The organism is Klebsiella sp. RHBSTW-00215 (assembly GCF_014103785.1).
Taxonomy (GTDB): Bacteria; Pseudomonadota; Gammaproteobacteria; order Enterobacterales; family Enterobacteriaceae; genus Klebsiella.
Genome location: NZ_JABXQS010000001.1, coordinates 2,356,059 through 2,377,995 on the forward strand (window position 1 = coordinate 2,356,059; position 21,937 = coordinate 2,377,995).

The following is a 21,937-nucleotide window of genomic DNA, read 5'->3' on the forward strand; positions in this document are numbered from 1 at the left end:
CTTCTCCGCTCGGGGAGGAATAAGCAAAAAAGTGTGATATTGGCGCCAGACTGAATAAACAGGCTGGCACCAGCGGTGTCGCTTTGCCTTTTTTCAGGCATTGTTTCTATCAACTTATAATATTCAGCAGTACGAGTATTATTTATTACGTCTGGATGTGAGCAATGAATAATATGTCCTTTTTGATTTGGTTCTCGGTCTATGCCTGCGCCATGATTACGTTAGGCTGGTATGTGTCGCGTAAGCAAAAGACGGGTGAAGATTTTTTACTGGGCGGCCGTTCTCTGCCGATGATCCTGACTCTGGGTTCAACCGTCGGTACCATGGTCGGTACCGGATCAAGCGTTGGTGCGGTGGGCTTTGGCTACACTAACGGCTGGGCGGGGATGCTGTATGGTCTTGGCGGCGCGATAGGGATCCTGCTGGTGGCGTGGCTATTTGCTCCGGTACGTAAATTTCGCTTTATGACCATGAGCGAAGAGATGTCTTATTACACCGGCGGCAGCAAAATAATTAAAAACCTGGTCGCTATCCTTATTTTTATTGCCTCAATTGGCTGGCTTGGTGCACATATTTTAGGGGGCGGTCTGTATCTTGCCTGGGCCAGTGGTATCGATATTAACGTTGCCAAAATCATTATCGCCCTGGCCTTTGTGGTGTATGTCGGTATCGGCGGTTACTCGGCGGTAGTCTGGATCGATACCATTCAATCCATCGTGCTGTTTGTCGGTTTTATTCTGATGGCGATTCTGGCGGTGCATCACGTTGGCGGCTGGAGCCATATTCAGCAAGCGGTTGACCCGGCGGCGCAAAGTTTATTTGCCGTGGATAAACTGGGTATTCTGCCTGCGTTCTCTTTGGCGATAGTCATTGGTGTTGGCGTGCTGGCGACACCTTCTTATCGTCAGCGAATCTATTCGGCGAAGACGGTCTCCTCGGTACGTCAGTCTTTCACCATCACGGGTCTGCTGTACCTTGGCTTCTCCTTCCTGCCAGCGATTATCGGCATGGCGGTGTGGACCATGAATGCGAACCTGGAAAACAGCGGTTTCGCCTTCCTGTTTGCCACGCAGGTATTGCCGGCAGTGCTGGCGATGGCAATTCTGATTGCCGGGATGTCGGCCAATATGTCGTCAGGCAGCTCCGACGCGATTGCCGCGGTGTCCATCATGCTGCGCGACCTCTATACCCTCGTCACCGGGCATATGCCTGCGCCGGAAAAAGCGATTCGCCTGTCGCGGATGTTCCTCGTGCTGGTTATCGCGTTGGCGTTGCTGTTCGCGCTTACCTCTAACGACATCATCAGCTATATCACCAAAATGATCTCAATGATTATGTCCGGGATGTTTATCTGCACCATGCTTGGCCGCTTCTGGAATCGCTTTAACTGGCAGGGCGCGGTTGCCGCGCTGGCAGGCGGCGCAGGGGCATCGGTGGTGGTACTGATGGACAGCGACTGGATGGCTTTCTGGGGCAACCCATGTATTCCGTCGGTGCTGACCAGCCTGGTGGCCTCAGTGGTGGTCACACTGCTTACGCCTGCCAGCAAGATGAGCCGTGAGGAAGCGCTGGAGATGATCACCCAGGAACGTGAAAGTCGCCCATCTGCGCCGCCGCTGCCGATTGGCAAACGCAATACGTCGCGGGGCTAAGGAAATGGGGATAAATAACTATATTGCCGTCGACTGGGGCTCCACCCAGCTGCGCGGCTGGTTGATTCGCAACGGCCAGTGCGTCGAGACGAAGCAGCTGCCGCTGGGCGTGACTCGCCTCAACGGACAGCTGCCTGAGGAGGTATTCCAGCAGCACCTGGCTCCCTGGCGCGGCGCAGAGAAGCTTCCGGTGCTGATGGCCGGGATGATCGGCAGCGACGCGGGCTGGCAATCGGTGCCGTACTTGCCTTGTCCGGCGGCGATTGATGCCCCAGGGCAACAGCTGTTTGCCGTTGCCGAAGGCGTGTGGATTATTCCCGGCCTCAAGATTGAACAGGTCGGGGAGTACAACGTGATGCGCGGGGAAGAGACGCAGCTGCTGGGCGCGTGGCAACTGGCCCCGGCGGAGTGCTACGTGATGCCGGGCACCCACTGTAAATGGGTGCAAGTAGAGCGCGGCGTGGTGCGCCACTTTGCTACCGCGATGACCGGCGAGCTGCATCATCTGCTGATGACGCAATCGCTGCTCGGCAAGGGGCTTACGGCCCAGTTGCCGGACGACGCCGCTTTTGAACTGGGGCTGGAAAAGGGGCTGGCGCAGCCCTCGTTAATTAGCGAACTGTTTGTCGCCAGGGCGGCACGGGTATTGGGGGCGCTGGCGGCGACATCGGTCAGCGACTATCTCTCCGGGCTGCTGATTGGCGCTGAGGTCGCAACCCTGGGTCAGCGTTACCGTACATCAACCGTCAGCCTGGTGGGGGACCCGGCGCTGAATGCCCGCTATCGTCGGGCGATGATGGCGTGCGGGATGACGGTCAACAGCTGTAGCGGCGACGAGGCATTGCTGAGCGGCATGGCGAGGATAATGAATGGACAAGCTTAAACTGGTGGCGATTTTGCGCGGCATTCGCCCCGCAGAAGCGGCAGAGCATATTGATACGCTGATTGGCGCAGGGTTTCGCTATATCGAAATCCCGCTCAATTCGCCGGACTGGCAGCAAAGTATCCCGCAGATGGTGGCGCAGTTTGGCGAGCAGGCGATGATTGGCGCAGGGACGGTACTGAAGGTTGAGCAGGTCGATTTTCTGGCCGATGCCGGAGCGAAGCTTATCGTCACGCCGAATACCCAGCCTGCGGTTATCCGCCAGGCGGTGGCGCGCGGGCTGCTGGTCTGCGCCGGGTGCGCGACGGCGACGGAGGCGTTTAGCGCGCTGGATGCCGGGGCGCAGTGGCTGAAGATTTTTCCCTCTTCCGCTTTTGGCCCGGACTATATTCGTGCGCTGAAAGCAGTGCTGCCGCCGGAAGTGCCAGTGCTGGCGGTAGGCGGCGTGACGCCGGAGAATCTGACGACCTGGGTGCAGGCCGGGTGTGCCGGAGCCGGGTTGGGGAGCGATCTTTATCGCGCCGGGCAGGCGGTGGAACGCACCCGCCAGCAGGCAGGGAGGTTTATCGCCGCTAGCGCGGTTTAGTCACCCAGCGGCTGGCGGTCGACGCCGCCGCGGTGGCTGTCGAGCGCCAGCTTAATACGCCGCAGCCGGCCTTTGGCCTGGGTTTTGTTGGCCATCGCCAGTTCGGTGGCCAGCACATCAACCATCGCCAGCATCGCATAGCGTGAGGTGCTGGGCTTGAAGATATAGTCGTTTTCGCGTACCAGCAGCGGCAGTACCAGATCCGCCTGCTCCGCCAGCGGCGTTCCGGCGGGGGTAATCGCGATCACCTTCGCACCGTACTGGCTGGCGATCGCCGCGCTTTCAATAATTTCCTGGGTATAGCCGCCTAATGACAGCACGATAACCACATCCTTTGGCGTCACCGCCGAGCTCATCATGCGCACCAGCAGGCCGTCGTTCTGGCTGACTACCGGCAGGCCGAGGCGAAACAGACGATACTGAATTTCCTGGGCGCAGATGGTGGAGCCGCCGCCCATGCCGAGGGCCAGGATCTGCCGCGCGTCGCTCAGCCAGCTGACCGCGCGCTTCAGCGCTTCGATATCCAGCGCCCGGCGGTTGGTTTCCAGCACGCCGATAATCGATTCATAGATCCCCTGCACGCCTTCAAGGTCCGGGACATCGAGAATAAACCGCTGGCCGATCGCCAGAGATTGCGCCAGCTTCATCTTCAGTTCGCGAACATCTTTGCAGCCCAGCGCCCGTGCGAAGCGGGTGACCGAGGCCTGGCTGGTGTTGGTCAGCCGCGCCATCTCGGCGATAGGCAGCTCCGCCGCCGCCGCGACATCATCGAGAATAAATTGCGCGATGCGCTTTTCGGTCGCCGTCAGCTCAACAAAGCGATCGGTAATGCAGGAAATGATATCGATTGACCAGGACATACGGGTATCAGCGGGTAAGTTTTGAATGATACTTTGTACCATATTCAGACACTGAAAGCAGCGCCGGAGGTCACAGCGCCAGCCGCATGGTGCAGCGCGTTTCTGGTGCCAGTCCATGTTCCGTTTCCAGCTCCCTTTTTGCCGCCAGCCCTGACGGCAGCGTCAGCTCGTCCAGCATCGAAAAGCCCAGACGGGTATAAAACGGCGCGTTCCACGGCACTTCGCGAAAAGTGGTGAGCGTGACCGCTGGATATTCCGCTCTTCGGGCATTCTCAATCACCTGCTCCAGCATCATGCGGCCAATGCCTCGTCCTTGCCACGCCTGATGGACAGCAATCTCGACGATAAACAGCGCATCATCCAGCGGTTCGGTGAGCAGGAAGCCTATCGGTTGTTCATCGGCCACGGCCAACAGGCTGTGCTCGGTTTCAAGAAACAGCCGGTGGCGTTCGGTGCTTATCACCTCGCTTTGCGCCAGCCAGGCCAGCGCCGGGATTTGGCGAAAAGCCTGGGCGGCAGAGCGCTCAATAGCGGGCAGGAGAGGGATATCGCTCTCCTGAGTCAGGCGTAATGTGGTGGTGGCGGTTATAGTGGTAGTTTTCATCACCTCAGCATAGCAGCCTTCGGGAGAAAAACATGGAGCTTACCGCCGTTCCGGCCACTCAATTCAGCATTGAGCAGTTGACGGTGATTCTCAGCGACTGTTTTGAGGATTACCTGGTTCCCGTCGTGCTGTCGGTGGAGGTTTTTGTCCAGCGCTTCAGCGCCGAAGGGCTGAGCCTGCTGGATTCCTGCGTCTGGCTGGATGGCGATGTACCCGCAGCAATGGCCGTTGTCGCCCGACGTGGCGATGAAGCCCGGTTAGCGGCTTTCGGGATGCGGTCCGGGTATCGCGGTAAAGGGCTTGGGCGTCGGTTAATGACGCCGCTGATTGCCTCTTTGCAGGTTCAGGGAGTGCGGCGGATGTGGCTGGAGGTGATCCGCGAAAATCACGCTGCGGTCGCGCTGTATCAATCGCTGGGCTTCGAGGTGCGGCACGGGCTGTGCGGCTATTTAAGTTCACAGGTCGGAAGTGATGAGCCACCCGTATTGCAAGATTGTGATGTGCTGGCCCTGACGCGCAGGGCCGGTGCCGAGGTCAACGGCCAGCTGCCGTGGCTGATGGACCCACTCACTTTCAGCACCCTGCCGTGTCGGGCGTTCACCCTCAATCAGCAGGCCTTTGCCGTGCTGGCGACGTTAACCAGCAGGCCGCAGCTCCAGTTTTTGTGGGTTGAACCCGCCGCCCGCGGGCGCGGGCTGGGACGGGAAATGCTGATTGCTCTTGCCCGCCAGTTTCCGGGGCTCGGCACGTCGGTGACCATCCCGGAAACCTTTACCCCGCTGTTTAAAGCCGCAGGCTATGCGCCATTGGCCTTAAAGCAGTATGAGATGAGCGTGGAATTTAGCGCCCCATCGTCAGCAGGGCGGTAAGGTTTAGCCGTTACGCGGGTCGCTAATCGGCTGGCGAACCAGGAAAATATAGGCCAGCGCGCCAAGGGCGGTGACGCAGCCGCAGATAATCAGCGCCAGCTGGAATGAGTGGGTGGTATCGACGATAAATCCGGTCACCACTGGGGCAAAGGACGCGCAGATAAAGCTGGCGAAGTTCTGAATGCTGCCGACGGAAGCGGTCATTCGTGAAGCCACCGCGACGTGAATCAATCCCCAGCAGGAGGTTCCGGCAAAGTGAATACAGAATAACGCCATACCGATTAACAGCACCGCGACGATTGATGTTGTCGCCTGGGGTACGACGAGCGTAAACGCGGCGGAGCAGAACATACCGGCAATGATGCAAATTTTGCGGCTCTTAATCGGGGCCATGCCGCCTTTAACCAGCCAGTCGGTAACATAGCCGTTGATTAACATGCCTGCGGCACCGAACAGGAACGGGATCGCGGCCATAAAACCAGTACTTTTCAGATCGAGGTTATACGCCGTTTGCAGATAGCCCGGCAGCCAGGCCAGATACAGCCACGCGGTATAGTTGATGCCGCTGAAGCCCAGCATCATTCCCCACATGGTTTTGTTTTTGAACAGACTGCGCCATTCGGCGAAACTTAATGGATCGCGGCGAGCGTTGACGCTTCCGGCATTCAGGTATGCCTGCTCGTCGGCGGTGAGATTGATATCTTCCCGGTTGCGATAGAGCATATACCAGCCGATAGCGACAAAAATCCCCAGCACACCGATGGTAATAAACATCCAACGCCAGCCCATCACCAGCATCATCGCGGCGAGGATCGGCGGGCTAATGGCGACGCCAATAGTTGAGGCGGCGTTAAAGAAGCCCATCGGACGCCCGCGCTCTTTAATATTAAACCAGTCGTTGATCACCTTGACGCCGCAAGGGTTCATCGGCGCTTCGCCGATCCCCATGCCGATGCGCACCAGGACGAACTGGGTAAAGCTGTGCACCATCCCCGAAACGGCCTGAAACAGTGACCAGAAAAACATCCCCAGCCCCAGCATGATGCGCGGACCTTTGCGGTCCAGCAGCGGCCCGCAGGGGAGCTGTGCGATACCGTAGGCCAGAGAGAAGACCGACAGCAGAGCCCCTATTTCGGTGGCGCTTAATCCCAGCTCCTCGCGGATGGTCAGGTTAGCGACGGATAATGAGCTTCGGTCAAGGTAGTTAATAACCGCCGCCAGAAATAACAGAATCATTGCCGTGGTCTGAATTTTCTTAATGCGAGCGCTACGCTGCAATGTATTATTTAACGGAGCTGAAATTGTCTCCACTTTCCCTTTTTCAAAGGTGGTTTGCGGGTCGATAGCTATATTTTTGGGTTCCACGCCGGACTCCTGGCTATTCTATTTGAACGACAAGTGACATTGAGCGGTTTTAAACACCACCCACACATTTAACAGTAAAGTAAGTCGACTTGTTATCAGCATAAATAACCTTTTCCATCTCATTGGATTACATTTTTAGATTTGTGCTCCTGATAATCATTTGCTGTTTTTAATCGGTACTTAATAAAGCAGGGATTCATTCTGCTTGAGGGAGTTAATCATTGATTGTTTCGCGGAGTTCAGGTGGTTACGTAGCGCCAGGTTGGCATCCAGATCGCTGCGGCAGATGAGCGCGCTCAGGATAGTCATGTGTTCATCAATGGCGATGATATTGCGCTGCTTAAGGTCGCTCTCATCCCACTGGTAGTGGAAGTGGAAGATAACAGAAATGATTTCAAGTGATTGATTAAAAAATATATTATCAGCAGCGGAAAGCAGTAGCGTGTGAAAATCTCGATCGAGCTGTGAGAACATGCGAAAGCTGTCGCCGATGCTGTCCCGCAGCGCCCGATGGCGCTCAAGCAGGGTTTTTGCCTGTAGCCAGCGGGCATCGTTATCCGGCAGGTTGAGGAAGTGCTGGAGCGCGTGGGTTTCCAGCATTTCGCGCAGCTCGAACAGCTGCTCCGCCCAGGATTGCTCAAACTTCTTCATATTCCACTGACCGCGTTTTTCGCTTTCAATCAGGTTGTAGCGGCTGAACTTCAATAAAAACTCTCTGACCACCACCGGGCTGACGCCCGCGGCCCGCGCCAGCTGTAGCTCGGAAAACATCTCTCCAGCGCGCAGTTGCCGCTGGTTGATCATGGTGAAAAATGCCTGCTCAAAGAGGCGATTTTGTTCGGCCAGCGAGGCGCTGGAACCGTCGAAACCGTCCTGCACTTCGGGCAGGCGGAGGATCAGGTAATCCTGATTGACCTGACTCAGCACGCCGCGCTCGCATAAGTGGCTGAGGATATGGCGCACGGTGGTGCGGCTGATGTTGTACATCTCCGCCAGCGCGCTTTGCGAGGGCAGCGGCGAGGGGATAAAGCCGCGCGCCATATCGTTAATGACCTGGTTAATCACGTTATGACGAAGGTTTTGTGAACGGCTCATACATAGACTCCCTGTTTTTTTAGATATTAAAACCGGATTTAAAACGGTTTTGTGCGCGAGGTTTCACAATTTTGGCAATGACTTTATCCTGGATTGTTTTTTTCATCGATATCTAAGCCAACAAATACGGAGGCAATAATTATGACGTCGATGAATGCATTAGTGTGTCAGGAACCCAAAAAACTTAACTGGGAAAAACGCCAGATTCCCATTCCTGGCAATGATGAAGTTCTGATTAAAATAAAAGCGGTGGGGATTTGTGGGACGGATATTCATGCGTGGGGCGGTAATCAACCCTTTTTTAGCTACCCACGAGTACTTGGCCATGAAATATGCGGTGAGATTATTGGCCTCGGTAAAAATATTCTTAATCTGAAGAGCGGACAGCAGGTTGCGGTTATTCCTTACGTGGCCTGTCGTCAGTGTCCGGCCTGCCTGAGCGGGCGGACAAACTGCTGTGAGAAGATTTCGGTGATCGGCGTGCATCGCGACGGCGGATTTAGCGAGTATCTCAGCGTGCCGGTGAAGAACCTGCTGGTGGTTGATGACGTTGATCCTGAAGCGGTGGCGCTGATTGAGCCGTTCGCCATTAGCGCCCACGCGGTGCGTCGCGCAGATATTCAGCCGGGAGAGCAGGTGCTGGTGGTTGGTGCGGGACCGATTGGTCTGGGCGCGGCGGCAATCGCCAAAGCCGACGGGGCGCAGGTCGTGGTGGCGGATACCAGCCCGGCGCGACGCGATCATGTAGCGCAGCATCTTGGCCTGACTACCCTCGACCCTTCTGACCCGCAGTTTACCGACCAGTTGTGTGAGACGTTTGGCGGCTCTCTGGCGCAGAAGGTGATCGACGCGACGGGGAACCAGCATGCGATGAATAACACCGTGAATTTAATTCGCCACGGCGGCAGCATTGTTTTCGTCGGCCTGTTTAAAGGCGAACTGCAGTTCTCGGACCCGGAGTTTCATAAGAAAGAGACGACCATGATGGGGAGTCGCAATGCGACAGAAGAGGATTTTGCCAAAGTCGGGCGGCTGATGGCTGAGGGGAAAGTGACTGCCAGTATGATGCTGACCCACCGTTACGATTTCAAATCGTTGGCTGAAATCTATGAAAGCGAAGTGATTAACAATCGCCAGCTGATCAAAGGCGTCATTCATTTTTAGCAGGGAAGGCCATGAAAACGTTAAACAGAAAAGAGTTTCCGGGGGCTCAGTACCCGACGCGGGTGATTCAGTTCGGCGAGGGCAATTTCCTGCGGGCGTTCATCGACTGGCAACTGGATCTGCTGAATGAGCAAACCGATCTGGCCGCTGGGGTGACCATCGTTCGCCCGATCAACACCGAGTTTCCGCCGTCGCTCAATACCCAGGACGGGCTTTACACCACGGTGATCCGCGGACTGGATGAACGCGGCGAGGCGGTGAGCGAGGCGCGTGTTATTCGCTCCGTTAATAACGAGATCAACCCCTGGCAGGATTTTGCCGGTTATCTCGCCCTGGCCCGTAACCCGGAAATTGAGTTCGTGTTTTCGAACACCACCGAAGCGGGTATTAGCTACCATGCCGGAGACCGGCCTGACGATATGCCGCCGGTGAGCTTCCCGGCGAAGCTGACCCAGCTCCTGCTCGAACGGTTCCGCCATTTCGACGGCGCAGCAGATAAGGGCTGGATGATTATTCCCTGCGAGCTGATTGATTATAACGGCGAGGCGCTGAAGGCGCTGGTGCTGCGCTATGCCCAAGAGTGGCAGTTGCCTGCGGCTTTTAGCGACTGGATTGAAACGGCCAATACCTTCTGTTCCACGCTGGTTGACCGTATCGTGACCGGCTACCCGCGCGATGAAGCGCAAAAGCTGGAAGCGGAGCTGGGCTATCACGATGCGTTCCTTGATACCGCCGAATACTTCTGGCTGTTCGTTATTCAGGGGCCGCAGACGCTGGCGGAGAAACTGCGGCTCGACCGCTGCCCGCTCAATATTCGCATCGTCGACGATATTCGCCCCTACAAAGAGCGCAAAGTCGCCATTCTCAACGGTGCGCATACCGCGCTGGTTCCCGTGGCGTGGCTATGTGGCGTGGATACCGTTGGCGAAGCGATGCAGGACGAAGCCATTCGCCATTATGTGCAACAAACCATCGGCGAAGAGATTATTCCGGCGCTCAATTTACCTGCCGACGAGTTACGGCAGTTTGCTGATGCCGTCACCGGGCGCTTTCTTAATCCGTATATCCGCCATCAGCTTTTGTCGATTGCGCTTAACGGTATGACCAAATTCCGTACCCGGATCCTGCCGCAGCTGCTGACGGATATTCGCCAGCATGGTGCGATTCCGCCGCGCCTGACGTTCGCTCTGGCGGCGCTGATTGCCTTCTATCGCGGCCAGCGTGACGGGCAGACGTATCCGCTACAGGATGATGACGTCTGGTTAACCCGCTTTGCTGAAGGCTGGACGCAGGTGGCGAACGGTCGTGCTCTGCATGAACTGGTGGTGGAGGTGTTACAGGATAAAAAGCACTGGGGCGAGGATTTAACGGTGATTCCCGGACTGGCTGAACAAGTCACGCGGTATCTGGAAGTGATGTTGAGCGCAGGAATGCGCGAGGCCCTGGTGCGGCTGTAGCCGGTTTGTTGTGCGGCGTCCGCGGATTTGGACGCCGTTTTTTTTTGTGCTCTGAACCGCAAAAAATGAATTAAGCGCCAATGGTTGGTGGATTTCCCGCATCATAAGAGCCTATCCCATTAGGGCTATTTTGCTTGCCATTTTGAACCTGGGCAGTGCTCAGAATCCTCACGTACTACGTGTACGCTCCGGTTCTTCCGCGCTGGCCGTGTTCAAACTGCCTGCGCCAATAACGCCTACTGGGGGAGGCTCTAAGTGCCTGCGATGGCGATGATGGGGGATGCATGCGTAAAACAGAACTGTTGGCTTTTCTGCAAAATCAGACCGATTTTTTTGATCCGGATAACCTGAGCGAAGTCTTCACGGCCAGCTATCTGGCCCAGCGTTTTGCGATGCAAAGAAATACCGCCAGCCACTATCTGAACCAGCTGGTTACCCAGGATGTGCTGGTGAAGATCAACACTCGCCCGGTCTATTTTCTGCATAAAAAAGCCTTTCGCCAGCAGTTCTTCCCCCTTTCCCGCAGCGAGTACGCCAGCATGGCGGAGCTGCTTGCTGAAAGCGACCGGCAGCCGGAGCAGGCGGATCATTTTTCACTACTGACCGGCCATGATGGCAGCCTGCGTAAGCCCATTGAGCAGATGAAAACCGCGCTGTTTTATCCCAACGGCGGGCTACCGCTGCTGATTACCGGCGACAGCGGCACCGGCAAAAGCTATATGGCGGAGCTGATGCACGAGTTCGCTATCGCTCAGGGATTGCTGGAGCCGGATGCGCCGTTTATCAGCTTTAACTGCGCCCAGTATGCCAGCAATCCGGAGCTGCTGGCCGCCAACCTGTTTGGTTATGTCAAAGGCGCGTTTACCGGCGCGCAGAGCGATAAAGCCGGGGCGTTTGAGGCGGCAAACGGCGGTATGCTGTTTCTTGATGAAGTCCATCGCCTGGATGCGCAGGGGCAGGAGAAGCTTTTCACCTGGCTGGACCGCAAGGAGATCTACCGGGTGGGGGAAACGGCGCAGGGGTTGCCGATTTCGCTGCGGCTGGTATTTGCCACCACCGAAGATATTCACAGCACCTTTCTGACCACTTTTATTCGCCGCATTCCAATCCTCGTCAGCCTGCCGGATTTGCAAAACCGCAGTCGTCACGAGAAAGAAGCGTTAACGTTGCAGTTTTTCTGGCAGGAGGCGCGCACGCTCGCCGCCCGGCTTCAGCTGACGCCGCGGCTTTTACAGGTGCTGGCTCACTATGTTTATCGCGGCAACGTGGGTGAACTGAAGAACGTGATTAAGTACGCGGTGGCGTCGGCATGGGCTAAATGCCCCGGTAGCGAGGTGCTTAACGTCACTTTGCATGACCTGCCGGAAAATATCATGGCCGCAACGCCTGCGCTGAGTGAACCGATGGGCCAGGAGGAGCCGCTGCTCGTCGAACCGCAGACCAGCCTGGTCTGGCTGCTGCGCGCGCGCGACCCGGTGCAGGGGCTGATTTACGATACTCAATGCCGCGTTCTGGCGCTGTACGAGGCGGTTCTGAGTAAAAAAATGCACTGGGAAGAGGCGCAAAAAAGCATGGGCGAGGAGATTGAAACCCTCTTTGACCGGCTAATTTTTGATAATCACGATGCCAACAGCTCGCATATGCTGTTGCTGATCACCCACCAGGTGCGGGAAGAGTTTTATCGCCTTGAAAAGCGTTTCAATATCCAGTTTAACGGCAACTGTATCTACGCCCTGAGCCACTACCTGATACATCGTTCCCGCCAGGCACAGTCCCGGATGAGCAGCGAGAAAAGCCGCCAACTGGAGGACTTTCTGGCGCAGAAATTCCCGCTGCTGTATCGCTTTTGCGAAGAGATCCTCGCCGCGCTGGCGCTGAAGTTGGATATCGAGCCCCGGCGCATTGACCTGTTGTTATTGGTGTTGTGGCTGCAAAAAACCGGCGCAATCAGCCAGCAGCAGGTGACTCGCGCGATAATTGTGGCCCACGGCTACGCCACCGCCAGCAGTATCGCTAACGTGGCGAACCGGCTGTTGAAAAGCCAGCTGTTTGAGTCATTTGATATGCCGCTCGACGTCACGCCGGAGGCTATCGCCGACCAGGTGATAAGCTACATTGAGAGCCACGCGCTGGCCTCCGGGCTGATCATTCTGGTCGATATGGGTTCTCTGAAGGCGATTCATAGCCACTTTAACCGCCGCCTGACCACCCCGATGGCGATTATTAATAACGTCTCGACCGGGATGGCGATGTACGTTGGCGAGCGCATTTTACAGGGCGATATGCTGGAAGATATCGTCCGTGAGATTGGCGATGACCTCGCGGTTGAGCATCAGCTCTACTATCCGCAAACCGACAAACCGCGGGCGATTCTCACGACCTGCGCCACCGGTCTGGGTGCGGCAGCTAACTTGTCGGCGCTGTTAAAGGCCAGCATTCCTGAATCCCTCGGCATTGATATTGTGGCCTGCGATGTGGAAACGCTCGCCGATCCCGCACGGCGGGAGTCGATGCTGAGCCGCTACGAGGTGCTGGCGATTGTCGGCACCCTGGATCCGCATCTGGCCGAACTGCCGTGGATCTCGCTCGATTCGCTGATTTCAGGCGAAGGAAGCCGGCCGCTGATGCGTATCTTCGGCGAACTGGCGACAGCGGAGCAGGTCAGCGAAATCAATAACCTGATCCTGAAGAATTTCTCGCTACGCAGGGTGATCGAGTCGGTGACGATCCTCGATACCGGGAAGGTGATCAATCAGGTTGAGCAGTTTTTACTGCGCTATGAGCACCTGGCCGGCTGCGATGTGCCCAACGATCGTAAGGTGGCGCTGTATGTGCATATAAGCTGTCTGATTGAGCGGTTAATTCGCAACGCTTCACCGACCCATTACTCGGGAAGGCAGTGTCCGCAGAGTGAGCTAGTTATTCTGCGTGAGGCCTTTAGTGTCATAGAGAGTGGGTATAGTGTCAAAATCCCCCCGGTTGAGCTGTATTACATTCATGACATCCTGACGCGGGAAACGGAATTTATTCAGGAAGATCAAGAGTTTTAATTCCTTTCGTCTGTTCGTCCTTACGCTAACCGGCGCGCCACTGTTTCTGGCACGCCGGTTGCAATTAAGAAAGCAGTGGAATGCGCTTTCGAGGTAAGGATGAAACGACACTATATTTTTGCCAGCCATGGCACCTTTGCTAACGGTCTGTTGAATTCCGTGGAGCTGATCCTCGGTAAACAGCCGGATATTCATACCCTGTGCGCCTATGTGGAGGAGGAAGTCGATCTGACGCAGCAGGTGGAGACGCTGCTGGCGCGTTTTCCCGCCGAGGATGAACTGATAGTGATTACGGATATCTTCGCCGGTAGCGTCAATAATGAGTTTGTGCGCTTTTTATCGCGCCCGCACTTTCATTTATTGTCCGGTTTAAATTTACCATTAATTATTGACCTGCTTATTTCTGCAGGGGAAGAAAATACCGAAAAGCTAATTTCTGAAGCATTAATAAGCGCCAAAGAGAGCATTCAGTACTGCAATCAGACGATTGCCAGTGCGATGACCACTGATAAAGACTTCTGAAATGAGGGAACACTATGATTACGCTTTTAAGGGTAGACCATCGATTACTTCACGGACAGGTAGCCTTTTCCTGGACGCAATATGTCGGTGCCGATTGTATTTTGATCGCTAACGATAATGTCCCTAACGATGAACTGCGTAAAACGACGATTAAACTCGCGAAGCCGCCGTCGGTAAAACTGGTGATTAAAAATATTGATGACTCCATTGAGGCAATTAAAAGCGGCGTTACCGATAAATATAATTTATTTATTGTTGTTGAATCGGTGGACGATGCCTGGCGTATTGCCAATGCGGTGGGAAATATCAAGAGCATTAATCTTGGCGGGATTAAAGCGAAAGAGGGCAGCCAGAATATCTCTAAGGCCATTAATTTACTGCCAAAAGAAATAGAACAGCTGCAACAACTGGTTGGGAATGGCGTTGAGGTTGAAATTCGCCAGGTCCCTAACGATCGCAAACAGCTTTTTGCGGAATGTGTTTAATTCCGGAGGACAGATTATGGTAGAGGCTCTGTTACTCGGTCTGGTGGCGTTTATTGCGCAATCAGAATACGCATTGGGGACGTCGCTGATTTCACGGCCTATCGTCACCGGGCTGCTGACCGGGCTGGTGCTCGGGGATGTGCAGACCGGCGTGATCATGGGCGCGACGCTGGAGCTGGCGTTTATTGGCTCCTTCTCCGTCGGCGCGTCGATCCCGCCTGATGTGGTCACCGGCGGCATTCTTGGGGTGGCGTTCGCCATTACCTCCGGCGCGGGAACGGAAACGGCGCTGCTGCTCGGCCTGCCGATTGCCACCCTGACGTTGATCCTGAAAAACGTCTATCTGGGGATGTTTATTCCGATGCTTAGCCAGAAGGCTGACGGCTATGCGGAACAAGCGGATACGCGCGGCATTGAACGAATGCATCTGATTGCCGGATTTGGGTTGTCGTTGATGCTGGCGACGGTGGTGACCGTGTCGTTCCTGGTCGGCAGCAATGCGGTGAAATCTCTGCTCGATACGATCCCGGAATTTATTAAACACGGACTGAGCGTGGCGACCGGAATTATTCCTGCGCTGGGCTTCGCGATGCTCGCCAGATTACTGATTAATAAGAAGGTCGCGCCGTACTTTTTCCTCGGCTTCGTGCTGATGGCCTACCTGAAAATCCCGGTGACCGGCATCGCCATTCTCGGCGCTATCGTGGCGGTAGTGATGGTTAACGTCACCGTGTTTAGCTCACCTCGTACGACGACAGAACAAGGAGTCAGCGATGACGACGAAGATGATTTCTGAAGAGACCCTACCGCCGCAGGAGCAGGAAGAAACCCGTATTACGCCGCGCGATTTACGCCGGGTGTTCTGGCGCTCCTTCCAGATGGAGTTCTCCTGGAACTATGAGCGGCAGATGAATCTCGCCTTTGTTTACGCGCTGATTCCGGTGCTGAAAAAGCTCTATCCGCGCAAAGAGGAGCTGGCTGGAGCATTAAAACGGCATCTGGTGTTCTTCAATACCACGCCGCATATCGTCACCCTGCTGCTGGGGATCACCACGGCGATGGAGGAGAAAAATAGCCAGCAGAAAAACATGGATGCCAACGCGATTGATAACGTCAAAGCGTCGCTGATGGGGCCGCTGGCCGGGCTGGGTGACTCCTTCTTCTGGGGCACGCTGCGCCTGATCGCCACCGGTATTGGCACCAGCCTGGCGCTGAAGGGCAACATTCTTGGGCCGATTCTATTTCTGCTGGTGTTTAACGTGCCGCATATTCTGGTGCGCTGGCTGTTTACGCGCTGGGGTTATGTACTGGGAACCGGGGTGCTACAGCGGATCCAGAAGAGCGGAATGATGGAGAGCCTGACCTACGGGGCGTCGATTATCGGTCTGATGGTGGTGGGGGCGATGACCGCTTCAATGATTGATATCACCATCCCCATTTCTTTCGGCGCCGGGGAGGCGAAGACGCAGGTGCAGGACATTATCAACGACATCATGCCCTGCATGCTGCCGTTGGTGAGTTTCGGCATTGTCTACTGGCTGCTGGGGCGCAAGGTTAAGCCGCTCTCTATCATCGGCGGTATGGCGCTGGTGGGTATTGCGGGCTCGTGGATTGGATTGTTTTAACGGGAGTGAGCTATGAAACCAACGATGATGACTTACATCAGTGAAGAATCCGCCTGCCTGACGCAGATCCTTCGCGACTACCGGCAAAAGCTGGCGGCGATTGACACCTTTGCTCGCCAGCACCCGGTGCGGCGTATTCTGCTGCTGGCGACCGGATCGTCGCTAAATGCCGCCCTTTGTGCACGCTATTTTTTTGAACAACGCTTCGGCGTGCTGGTTGAAATTAAAGAGCCGTACAACTTCACCCATTACGAAGCTATCGACCCGCATACCGACCTGGTGGTGGCGATTTCGCAGAGCGGAAAAAGCGCCTCGACGCTGGAGGCGATGCGTAAAGTGCAGGCGGCGAATCTACCGGTCTTTGCCCTGACCTCCGACCCGCAAAGCCCGATAGCTCAGGCCTGCGATGGGGTGCTGGATATCAATACCGGCATCGAGAGCGTGGGGTTTGTCACTCGAGGATTTAGCGCCACGGTGCTGAATCTGCTGCTGATGGCTCTGATAATTGCCCGCAGCCAGGGGAAAGTCAGTGAGGCTGAGGAGCAGCGCTATATTGCAGAGCTACAACGCCTGGCGCTGGCGATCCCGGATGTGATGACCCGCACTTCGCGTTTTATCGATAAGCATGGTGAAACGCTACGCGGCGGCGAGCGCTTCGTCGCCACCGGCTATGGCGCGCTGGTTGGGGTGGCGAAGGAGTTCGAAACCAAATTTACCGAGACGGTACGCGTGCCCTCCAGCGGTTTTGAACTGGAAGCGTATATGCACGGCCCTTATCTGGAGGCCAATGCCCGCCATGTGATGCTGTTTATTGAAGACGCGCCGGATGAGCGCACCCGTGCTCTACGCGATTATATGGCGCCGTCCATTGCCCGGGCCTTTACGTTGACGCTGAACGGTGAGGAAGATGAGCAAACGCTGGCGCTAAATTGCCCGTGTGAACATCACCTGGCGCCGCTGCTGCTGATTGTGCCAATCCAAATGCTCGCCTGGCATACCGCCGGACTCAAGGGCATCGATCTTGCAATACGTATTTTTGACGATTTTGACCGCGTATTAAAAAGTAAAATCTGATTATTCAGGAGAAAACTATGTTGGGTTTTAATCAGGACGAGTACCTGACCAGTGCTCGCGAGATAATCTCTGCGCGCCAACAGGCAGAAAACGTCGCCGACGATATTTATCACAGTGGCTGTAGTGCATTATTTTTTGTTTCAGTAGGCGGTTCTTTAGCCCCGATGATGGCCATTAATGAGTTTGCTAAAGAATTAACTGGGCTGCCGGTTTATCTTGAACAAGCGGCGGAATTAATTCATCACGGACATAAAAAACTAAATAAAGATGCGGTTGTTGTGACGTTATCAAAATCGGGCGATACCAAAGAGTCGGTAGCGATTGCTGAATGGTGCAAGGCGCAGGGAATTCGCGTGGTGGCGATTACACGTAATGCTGATTCACCATTAGCTGAGGCCGCCAGTTGGCATATTCCGATGTGCCACAAGAACGGCGTGGAATATGAGTATATGCTGTTGTACTGGTTATTCTTCCGCGTGATTTATCGTCATGGCGAGTTTGCTGATTATGACCGTTTTGCCAGCCAGCTGGAATTGCTGCCGGAAAATCTGCTGCAGGCCAAGCGCCAGTTCGATCCGCAGGCGGATAAAATCGCTGCACAATATCATACCAGCGATTACATGATGTGGATTGGCGGGGCGGAAATGTGGGGGGAAGTCTACCTGTTCTCGATGTGTATTCTCGAAGAGATGCAGTGGAAGCGAACCAAGTCGGTGAGTTCGGCCGAGTTTTTCCACGGCACCCTGGAGCTGCTGGAAAAAGAGGTACCGCTGTTCCTGGTGAAAGGCGAGGGCAAATGTCGGGCGCTGGACGAGCGCGTCGAGCGCTTTGCGCAGAAGATAACTGACCACCTGGTGGTTATCGACCCGCGCGACTATCCGCTGAACGGCATTGATGACGCTTTCCGCTGGATTATGGCGCCGTGCGTGGTGTCTACCCTGCTGGTGGACAGGCTGGCGGCCCACTTTGAACACCACACTGGTCACGACCTGAATATCCGTCGTTATTACCGGCAGTTTGATTACTAAGTCTTGTCTATGGCGGCCAGCTTGCTGGCCGCTACGTTATTCTCCGAGGCGCTTCCCAGAAAATCATCACCAAATCCAGCCGGGTAAAAACCGGTGGTAGAGTCCGGCTTTCCTTCTCTTTCTGGCAAGCGGATGGCCATGAAAAAACGTATTACTTCGACGCCTCACGATGCGGTATTCAAGCGATTTCTTCGCCACCCGGAGACGGCGAATGATTTCCTCACGCTCTACCTTCCCGAAGAGATCCGTCAGCAGTGTGATTTTGCGACGCTGCGGCTGGAGCCGGCGAGTTTCGTCGATGAAGATCTGCGCGCCTGGTATTCGGATGTGTTGTGGTCAGTACAAACCACCTCTGGTCTGGGATACGTCTATGTGGTGATAGAACACCAGAGCTCGCCGGATAATCATATGGCTTTTCGATTAATGCGATATGCGATTGCCGCGATGCAGCGGCATTTGGATGCCGGGCATAAAGAGCTGCCGCTGGTGGTGCCGATGCTCTTTTATCATGGCGTGACCAGCCCCTATCCCTTCTCCCTGAACTGGCTGGATGAGTTTACTGATCCGGAGATGGCGAAGAAGCTGTATGGCTGCCAGTTTCCGCTGGTTGATGTCACGGTGATGCCGGATGATGAAATTGTCCAGCATCGTCGGGTTGCTCTACTTGAGCTAATGCAAAAGCATATTCGCCAGCGCGATCTCACTGGGATCACAGAGTCGTTGGCGGCTGTTGTGATGCTGGGATACACTAACCGTCGGCAGCTGAGAATGCTGTTTCACTATATGCTGCAGTACGGTAATACCACCGATCCGAGCGTGTTTATCCGCCGACTGGCCCGCCGTCTGCCACAGTATGAGGAGAGGTTGATGTCTATTGCTCAAAAAATTAAGCAAGAAGGCCGGGAAGAAGGACACCTGGAGGGCTTAGAGGAAGGGAGCCGACGCGAGGCGCTGCGCATTGCCAGCAGTATGTTGCAGAACGGCCTGGACAAAGAGACGGTGCAGAAGATTACCGGGCTTTCGGCAGATGAATTAAAGCCGCTTTATTGTTAACACCTGACTCCTGAAACTGTTGCCCGGCGCGAAAGTTCGCCGGGCAGGATTGTTTACCCTTCGCTTTTCACCACTTTGATTTCAACCATGCCGATACCCAACTGGCGTGGGGAGTGGCCGAGAATATTGCCCTCGTTGGTTGACTGCGGATCCGGCGGCGCAATAGTTAAGGTATTGCTGCGCGACGGATTATCGAAGTGCAGGGTAGTTGTGGTGACATCATTGGCCAAAGTGAGCGTTTGCTCGCTATCGCCGACGCGTACCGGAATCGGTTTATTAGCATTCGGTCCGTAGGCTTTGGCGGTAATGACCAGATCGAATTTCTCCGGCAGCGGCTCTTTATATTCAATTTTCACTTCATTGCCGAGCTGCGCGTTGGACCAACGTCCCCATGATTCCGGGCGGGAAATACCGCTGAATTGTTTTACTTCCTCAGGCGCACCGGCGACGTTGAAGACAAAGCTGTCGGCCTTGTAACGGATGTTGTTATCGACAATTTTCAAGGTATCGACGTTGCCTTTATAGCGCTCCATATCGATAAGGGTATCTTTGAACGCCGTCTTGCCTTGCCACTGGGCTTTGTCTACGCGCTGGACTTGCTGTTCGCCGCCCAACTGGCCCTGCGATACGCACCAGTCGGTGGAGAGCGCCAGCTCCGGCGACCATAGCTGGCCCATCTTGTAGCAGCGGTCGACCCAGACAAAGTTATCGCGCGGGGCGAAATCGGCCAGCTGGAAGCGCAGCGGGGCGGAGTATTCGCTTTCCGGCAGCGGCTCAACGCGCTTATCGGAGATACGCAGCAGCAGCGGCAGGCGGAAATGACTGCCGGAGAAGGAAATCATATTCTTCTGCGAATCAACGGTGAAATTCTTCATCTCTTTAGGGAAGTTCCACAGGCGGATGACGTCGGGCTTCCACGCCAGTACTTTCTCTTTCATATTGAGGAAAATCGCCGAAAGCGACTCTGCGGACAGGCTGCTGCGCCCGAGGCCAATAAAGTTATCGCCGCCGAGGATATCCAGCACCGTCGCGCCGTTGTCCATGGTATTACGCTTAACCGCCAGCGTATCCTGCTGGGGTTCATCACCGCGCAGGACGAAAAACAGGTTGCTGCGATCCTGTTTATTCAGATAATCCCAGGCGCTGTTTTTCATCGCCAGGTGATCGGAAGAAACCACGATGACCGTATTTTTGAACCACGGCGAGGCTTTAATTTTCTCAATTAGCGCTGCGATATGCTCCTGGCTGCAGGAAACGGCGCTGAAAGAAAGGTTCTTTTTGCCGTCCATGTCGTAGCTTTTGCGCTGGCAGGTACGGGAGATAAAGCCATCCGGATGATGAGTGTCGACCGTCAGAGCAAACAGCGAAAAGCGCTTCCCGGATTGTGAAAGCTCTTCGAATTTTTTCCACGTTTCATCAAGGACGGTGTCGTCGTAGAAACCCCAGTCGTTACGATAAGTTGGATCGGCAACCGTTGATTTCAGCTCTTCCGCCCCGTACAGGTGATCGAAGCCGTGAGATTTCAGGAACACATCTTTTCCGGCGAAGCGCAGGTTCGCTCCCTGGACGAAGTAGTTTTCGTAGCCGGAGTTTTTCAGGATATCGCCCAGGCAGATATTCTGCGGGAAAAAGCTGGAGACCGAAGCTGAGGCGTTACCTTCGAACGGCGCAAACAGAGGGATCCCGCATTGGGAGGCAACCATTCCTGCAATGGTGTAGTCGGTACCCGGTAACTGGGCGGTATTGCTGAAATCCAGCCCCTCGTTTTTGAGTTTGCCGAGTTCAGGAGTCAAATTGGGGAACGCATCGTTATCAAAATAAGTGCGCTCAAGGCTTTCACCGTAGATATATACCAGGTTCAGCTTCGGATTAGCTATGCTCTTCGCGGGCTCTTTGTAGTAAGCCACGAAATCCGGATCGCCATCGCGCGATTGGGATTTGACCAGCTCGCTAATCTGGCGGAAGGCCGGGCTGGCATCCACTGACGCCAGTGCCAGAACCAGCGCCACCAGACTATAACCAAAATGATGAGGATGATGCCGGCGGCGGCGCAGTACCCAGCCGAGCGCGCCGAATACCGCAACCAGCGCTACGACCAGACCAACGCCCGGCAGAATATATTTGCTCACGCCTGCGCCCGTCAGGCTGTTGGTCAACGTATAGAGTACCGCGTCATTAATACCGTCGCCGGTGAAGTAATCGCTGGCGTAGAGGGTAATGTTGAGAATAACGAACAGGCCCAGCACCGTGAGCGTGGCGGCGAACCACCAGGTATTACGACCGGCTTTTAATGCGTAAATCATCACCGAAGCAAGAAACAGGGCGATGGATAACAACTCTGACACAGCTCATCCTCATTCACGCCAGTTGTCGGCTGGCCAGATAGATCTTTTTTCACGCTACACTGTAATTGCAGCGCCATATCGCCGCAATTGTATCGTCATGAATTTGTGCTGTGGTTCAGAATTGGTTTAGAAATCGCCGTTTTTGACTCGCCTCACATCATATATGAAGGGGGCTCAAGGGGCAGAGATGTTAAAAATCAGCGCTGTGGCCGCGCTGGCG

General features: G+C 55.2%; 19 protein-coding genes. 14 read left to right on the forward strand and 5 right to left on the reverse strand.

Annotated elements, in window-relative coordinates; genetic code table 11:
- The first annotated feature begins 164 nt into the window (after window positions 1–164).
- From HV127_RS11235 to HV127_RS11245, 3 genes are read left to right on the forward strand one after another with little or no spacing between them, the layout of a single operon-like run.
- Complete coding sequence (locus HV127_RS11235) at window positions 165–1,652, forward strand: sodium:solute symporter family protein (RefSeq protein ID WP_182236084.1); 1,488 nt, start codon at window positions 165–167, stop codon at window positions 1,650–1,652.
- Window positions 1,653–1,662: 10 nt separating this feature from the next.
- Window positions 1,663–2,535, forward strand: coding sequence for a 2-dehydro-3-deoxygalactonokinase (locus tag HV127_RS11240; RefSeq protein WP_182240629.1), 873 nt, complete (start codon window positions 1,663–1,665; stop codon window positions 2,533–2,535).
- A complete protein-coding gene (locus HV127_RS11245; RefSeq protein WP_182236085.1) occupies window positions 2,522–3,121 on the forward strand; it encodes a 2-dehydro-3-deoxy-6-phosphogalactonate aldolase in 600 nt (199 codons plus the stop codon). The genes HV127_RS11240 and HV127_RS11245 overlap by 14 nt, the downstream gene beginning before the upstream one ends.
- Here the strand turns inward: HV127_RS11245 and HV127_RS11250 are convergent.
- The gene (locus HV127_RS11250) at window positions 3,118–3,981 is read right to left on the reverse strand and encodes a MurR/RpiR family transcriptional regulator (protein WP_182236087.1); all 864 of its coding nucleotides are present in this window, start codon (window positions 3,979–3,981) and stop codon (window positions 3,118–3,120) included. The genes HV127_RS11245 and HV127_RS11250 overlap by 4 nt on opposite strands.
- Window positions 3,982–4,051: 70 nt before the next feature.
- Entirely contained in the window at window positions 4,052–4,585 is a 534-nt protein-coding gene (locus tag HV127_RS11255) for a GNAT family N-acetyltransferase (protein ID WP_182236089.1), read from the reverse strand.
- A gap of 32 nt (window positions 4,586–4,617) precedes the next feature.
- Here HV127_RS11255 and HV127_RS11260 point away from each other — a divergent pair, with 32 nt between their 5' ends.
- Complete coding sequence (locus HV127_RS11260; RefSeq protein ID WP_182236091.1) at window positions 4,618–5,454, forward strand: GNAT family N-acetyltransferase; 837 nt, start codon at window positions 4,618–4,620, stop codon at window positions 5,452–5,454.
- Window positions 5,455–5,457: 3 nt separating this feature from the next.
- On the opposite strand, the gene HV127_RS11265 is transcribed toward HV127_RS11260, so the two are convergent.
- Complete coding sequence (locus HV127_RS11265) at window positions 5,458–6,819, reverse strand: MFS transporter (protein ID WP_182236093.1); 1,362 nt, start codon at window positions 6,817–6,819, stop codon at window positions 5,458–5,460.
- A gap of 180 nt (window positions 6,820–6,999) precedes the next feature.
- Window positions 7,000–7,914, reverse strand: coding sequence for a GntR family transcriptional regulator (locus HV127_RS11270; RefSeq protein ID WP_112215104.1), 915 nt, complete (start codon window positions 7,912–7,914; stop codon window positions 7,000–7,002).
- Between the two features lie 141 nt (window positions 7,915–8,055).
- Between HV127_RS11270 and HV127_RS11275 the strand changes: the two genes are divergently transcribed.
- From HV127_RS11275 to HV127_RS11320, 10 genes are all read left to right on the forward strand, one after another.
- Window positions 8,056–9,078: a zinc-binding alcohol dehydrogenase family protein gene (locus HV127_RS11275; protein WP_182236095.1), complete on the forward strand. Its 1,023-nt coding sequence runs from the start codon at window positions 8,056–8,058 to the stop codon at window positions 9,076–9,078.
- An 11-nt stretch (window positions 9,079–9,089) separates the two neighbouring features.
- A complete protein-coding gene (locus tag HV127_RS11280) occupies window positions 9,090–10,535 on the forward strand; it encodes a tagaturonate reductase (protein ID WP_182236097.1) in 1,446 nt (481 codons plus the stop codon).
- A gap of 284 nt (window positions 10,536–10,819) precedes the next feature.
- Complete coding sequence (locus HV127_RS11285) at window positions 10,820–13,585, forward strand: sigma-54-dependent transcriptional regulator (protein ID WP_182236099.1); 2,766 nt, start codon at window positions 10,820–10,822, stop codon at window positions 13,583–13,585.
- Window positions 13,586–13,684: 99 nt separating this feature from the next.
- Window positions 13,685–14,107, forward strand: coding sequence for a PTS sugar transporter subunit IIA (locus HV127_RS11290; RefSeq protein ID WP_159871329.1), 423 nt, complete (start codon window positions 13,685–13,687; stop codon window positions 14,105–14,107).
- A gap of 14 nt (window positions 14,108–14,121) precedes the next feature.
- On the forward strand, window positions 14,122–14,592 hold the full coding sequence (locus tag HV127_RS11295) for a PTS sugar transporter subunit IIB (protein ID WP_182236101.1): 471 nt from the start codon (window positions 14,122–14,124) through the stop codon (window positions 14,590–14,592).
- 16 nt (window positions 14,593–14,608) lie between these two features.
- On the forward strand, window positions 14,609–15,388 hold the full coding sequence (locus HV127_RS11300; RefSeq protein ID WP_182236103.1) for a PTS sugar transporter subunit IIC: 780 nt from the start codon (window positions 14,609–14,611) through the stop codon (window positions 15,386–15,388).
- Window positions 15,366–16,217 carry a PTS system mannose/fructose/sorbose family transporter subunit IID gene (locus HV127_RS11305; protein ID WP_182236105.1) on the forward strand — a complete coding sequence of 284 codons (852 nt, stop codon included), beginning with the start codon at window positions 15,366–15,368 and terminating at the stop codon, window positions 16,215–16,217. The genes HV127_RS11300 and HV127_RS11305 overlap by 23 nt, the downstream gene beginning before the upstream one ends.
- A 12-nt stretch (window positions 16,218–16,229) precedes the next feature.
- Window positions 16,230–17,291: an SIS domain-containing protein gene (locus HV127_RS11310; protein ID WP_182236107.1), complete on the forward strand. Its 1,062-nt coding sequence runs from the start codon at window positions 16,230–16,232 to the stop codon at window positions 17,289–17,291.
- Between the two features lie 17 nt (window positions 17,292–17,308).
- A complete protein-coding gene (locus HV127_RS11315; protein ID WP_182236109.1) occupies window positions 17,309–18,319 on the forward strand; it encodes an SIS domain-containing protein in 1,011 nt (336 codons plus the stop codon).
- 132 nt (window positions 18,320–18,451) lie between these two features.
- A complete protein-coding gene (locus tag HV127_RS11320) occupies window positions 18,452–19,372 on the forward strand; it encodes an Rpn family recombination-promoting nuclease/putative transposase (RefSeq protein WP_182236111.1) in 921 nt (306 codons plus the stop codon).
- Window positions 19,373–19,425: 53 nt separating this feature from the next.
- On the opposite strand, the gene opgB is transcribed toward HV127_RS11320, so the two are convergent.
- Window positions 19,426–21,717, reverse strand: a complete 2,292-nt coding sequence (opgB, locus tag HV127_RS11325) for a phosphatidylglycerol--membrane-oligosaccharide glycerophosphotransferase (RefSeq protein WP_182236113.1) — start codon at window positions 21,715–21,717, stop codon at window positions 19,426–19,428.
- Between the last annotated feature and the right edge of the window lie 220 nt (window positions 21,718–21,937).

Bases quoted from the DNA above. Each gene is read 5' to 3' on its own strand.
- HV127_RS11235 (WP_182236084.1), top strand. From the start codon at position 165: ATGAATAATATGTCCTTTTTGATTTGGTTCTCGGTCTATGCCTGCGCC.
- HV127_RS11245 (WP_182236085.1), top strand. From the start codon at position 2,522: ATGGACAAGCTTAAACTGGTGGCGATTTTGCGCGGCATTCGCCCCGCA.
- HV127_RS11250 (WP_182236087.1), bottom strand. From the start codon at position 3,981: ATGTCCTGGTCAATCGATATCATTTCCTGCATTACCGATCGCTTTGTT.
- HV127_RS11255 (WP_182236089.1), bottom strand. From the start codon at position 4,585: ATGAAAACTACCACTATAACCGCCACCACCACATTACGCCTGACTCAG.
- HV127_RS11260 (WP_182236091.1), top strand. From the start codon at position 4,618: ATGGAGCTTACCGCCGTTCCGGCCACTCAATTCAGCATTGAGCAGTTG.
- HV127_RS11270 (WP_112215104.1), bottom strand. From the start codon at position 7,914: ATGAGCCGTTCACAAAACCTTCGTCATAACGTGATTAACCAGGTCATT.
- HV127_RS11275 (WP_182236095.1), top strand. From the start codon at position 8,056: ATGACGTCGATGAATGCATTAGTGTGTCAGGAACCCAAAAAACTTAAC.
- HV127_RS11280 (WP_182236097.1), top strand. From the start codon at position 9,090: ATGAAAACGTTAAACAGAAAAGAGTTTCCGGGGGCTCAGTACCCGACG.
- HV127_RS11285 (WP_182236099.1), top strand. From the start codon at position 10,820: ATGCGTAAAACAGAACTGTTGGCTTTTCTGCAAAATCAGACCGATTTT.
- HV127_RS11290 (WP_159871329.1), top strand. From the start codon at position 13,685: ATGAAACGACACTATATTTTTGCCAGCCATGGCACCTTTGCTAACGGT.
- HV127_RS11295 (WP_182236101.1), top strand. From the start codon at position 14,122: ATGATTACGCTTTTAAGGGTAGACCATCGATTACTTCACGGACAGGTA.
- HV127_RS11300 (WP_182236103.1), top strand. From the start codon at position 14,609: ATGGTAGAGGCTCTGTTACTCGGTCTGGTGGCGTTTATTGCGCAATCA.
- HV127_RS11305 (WP_182236105.1), top strand. From the start codon at position 15,366: ATGACGACGAAGATGATTTCTGAAGAGACCCTACCGCCGCAGGAGCAG.
- HV127_RS11310 (WP_182236107.1), top strand. From the start codon at position 16,230: ATGAAACCAACGATGATGACTTACATCAGTGAAGAATCCGCCTGCCTG.
- HV127_RS11315 (WP_182236109.1), top strand. From the start codon at position 17,309: ATGTTGGGTTTTAATCAGGACGAGTACCTGACCAGTGCTCGCGAGATA.
- HV127_RS11320 (WP_182236111.1), top strand. From the start codon at position 18,452: ATGGCCATGAAAAAACGTATTACTTCGACGCCTCACGATGCGGTATTC.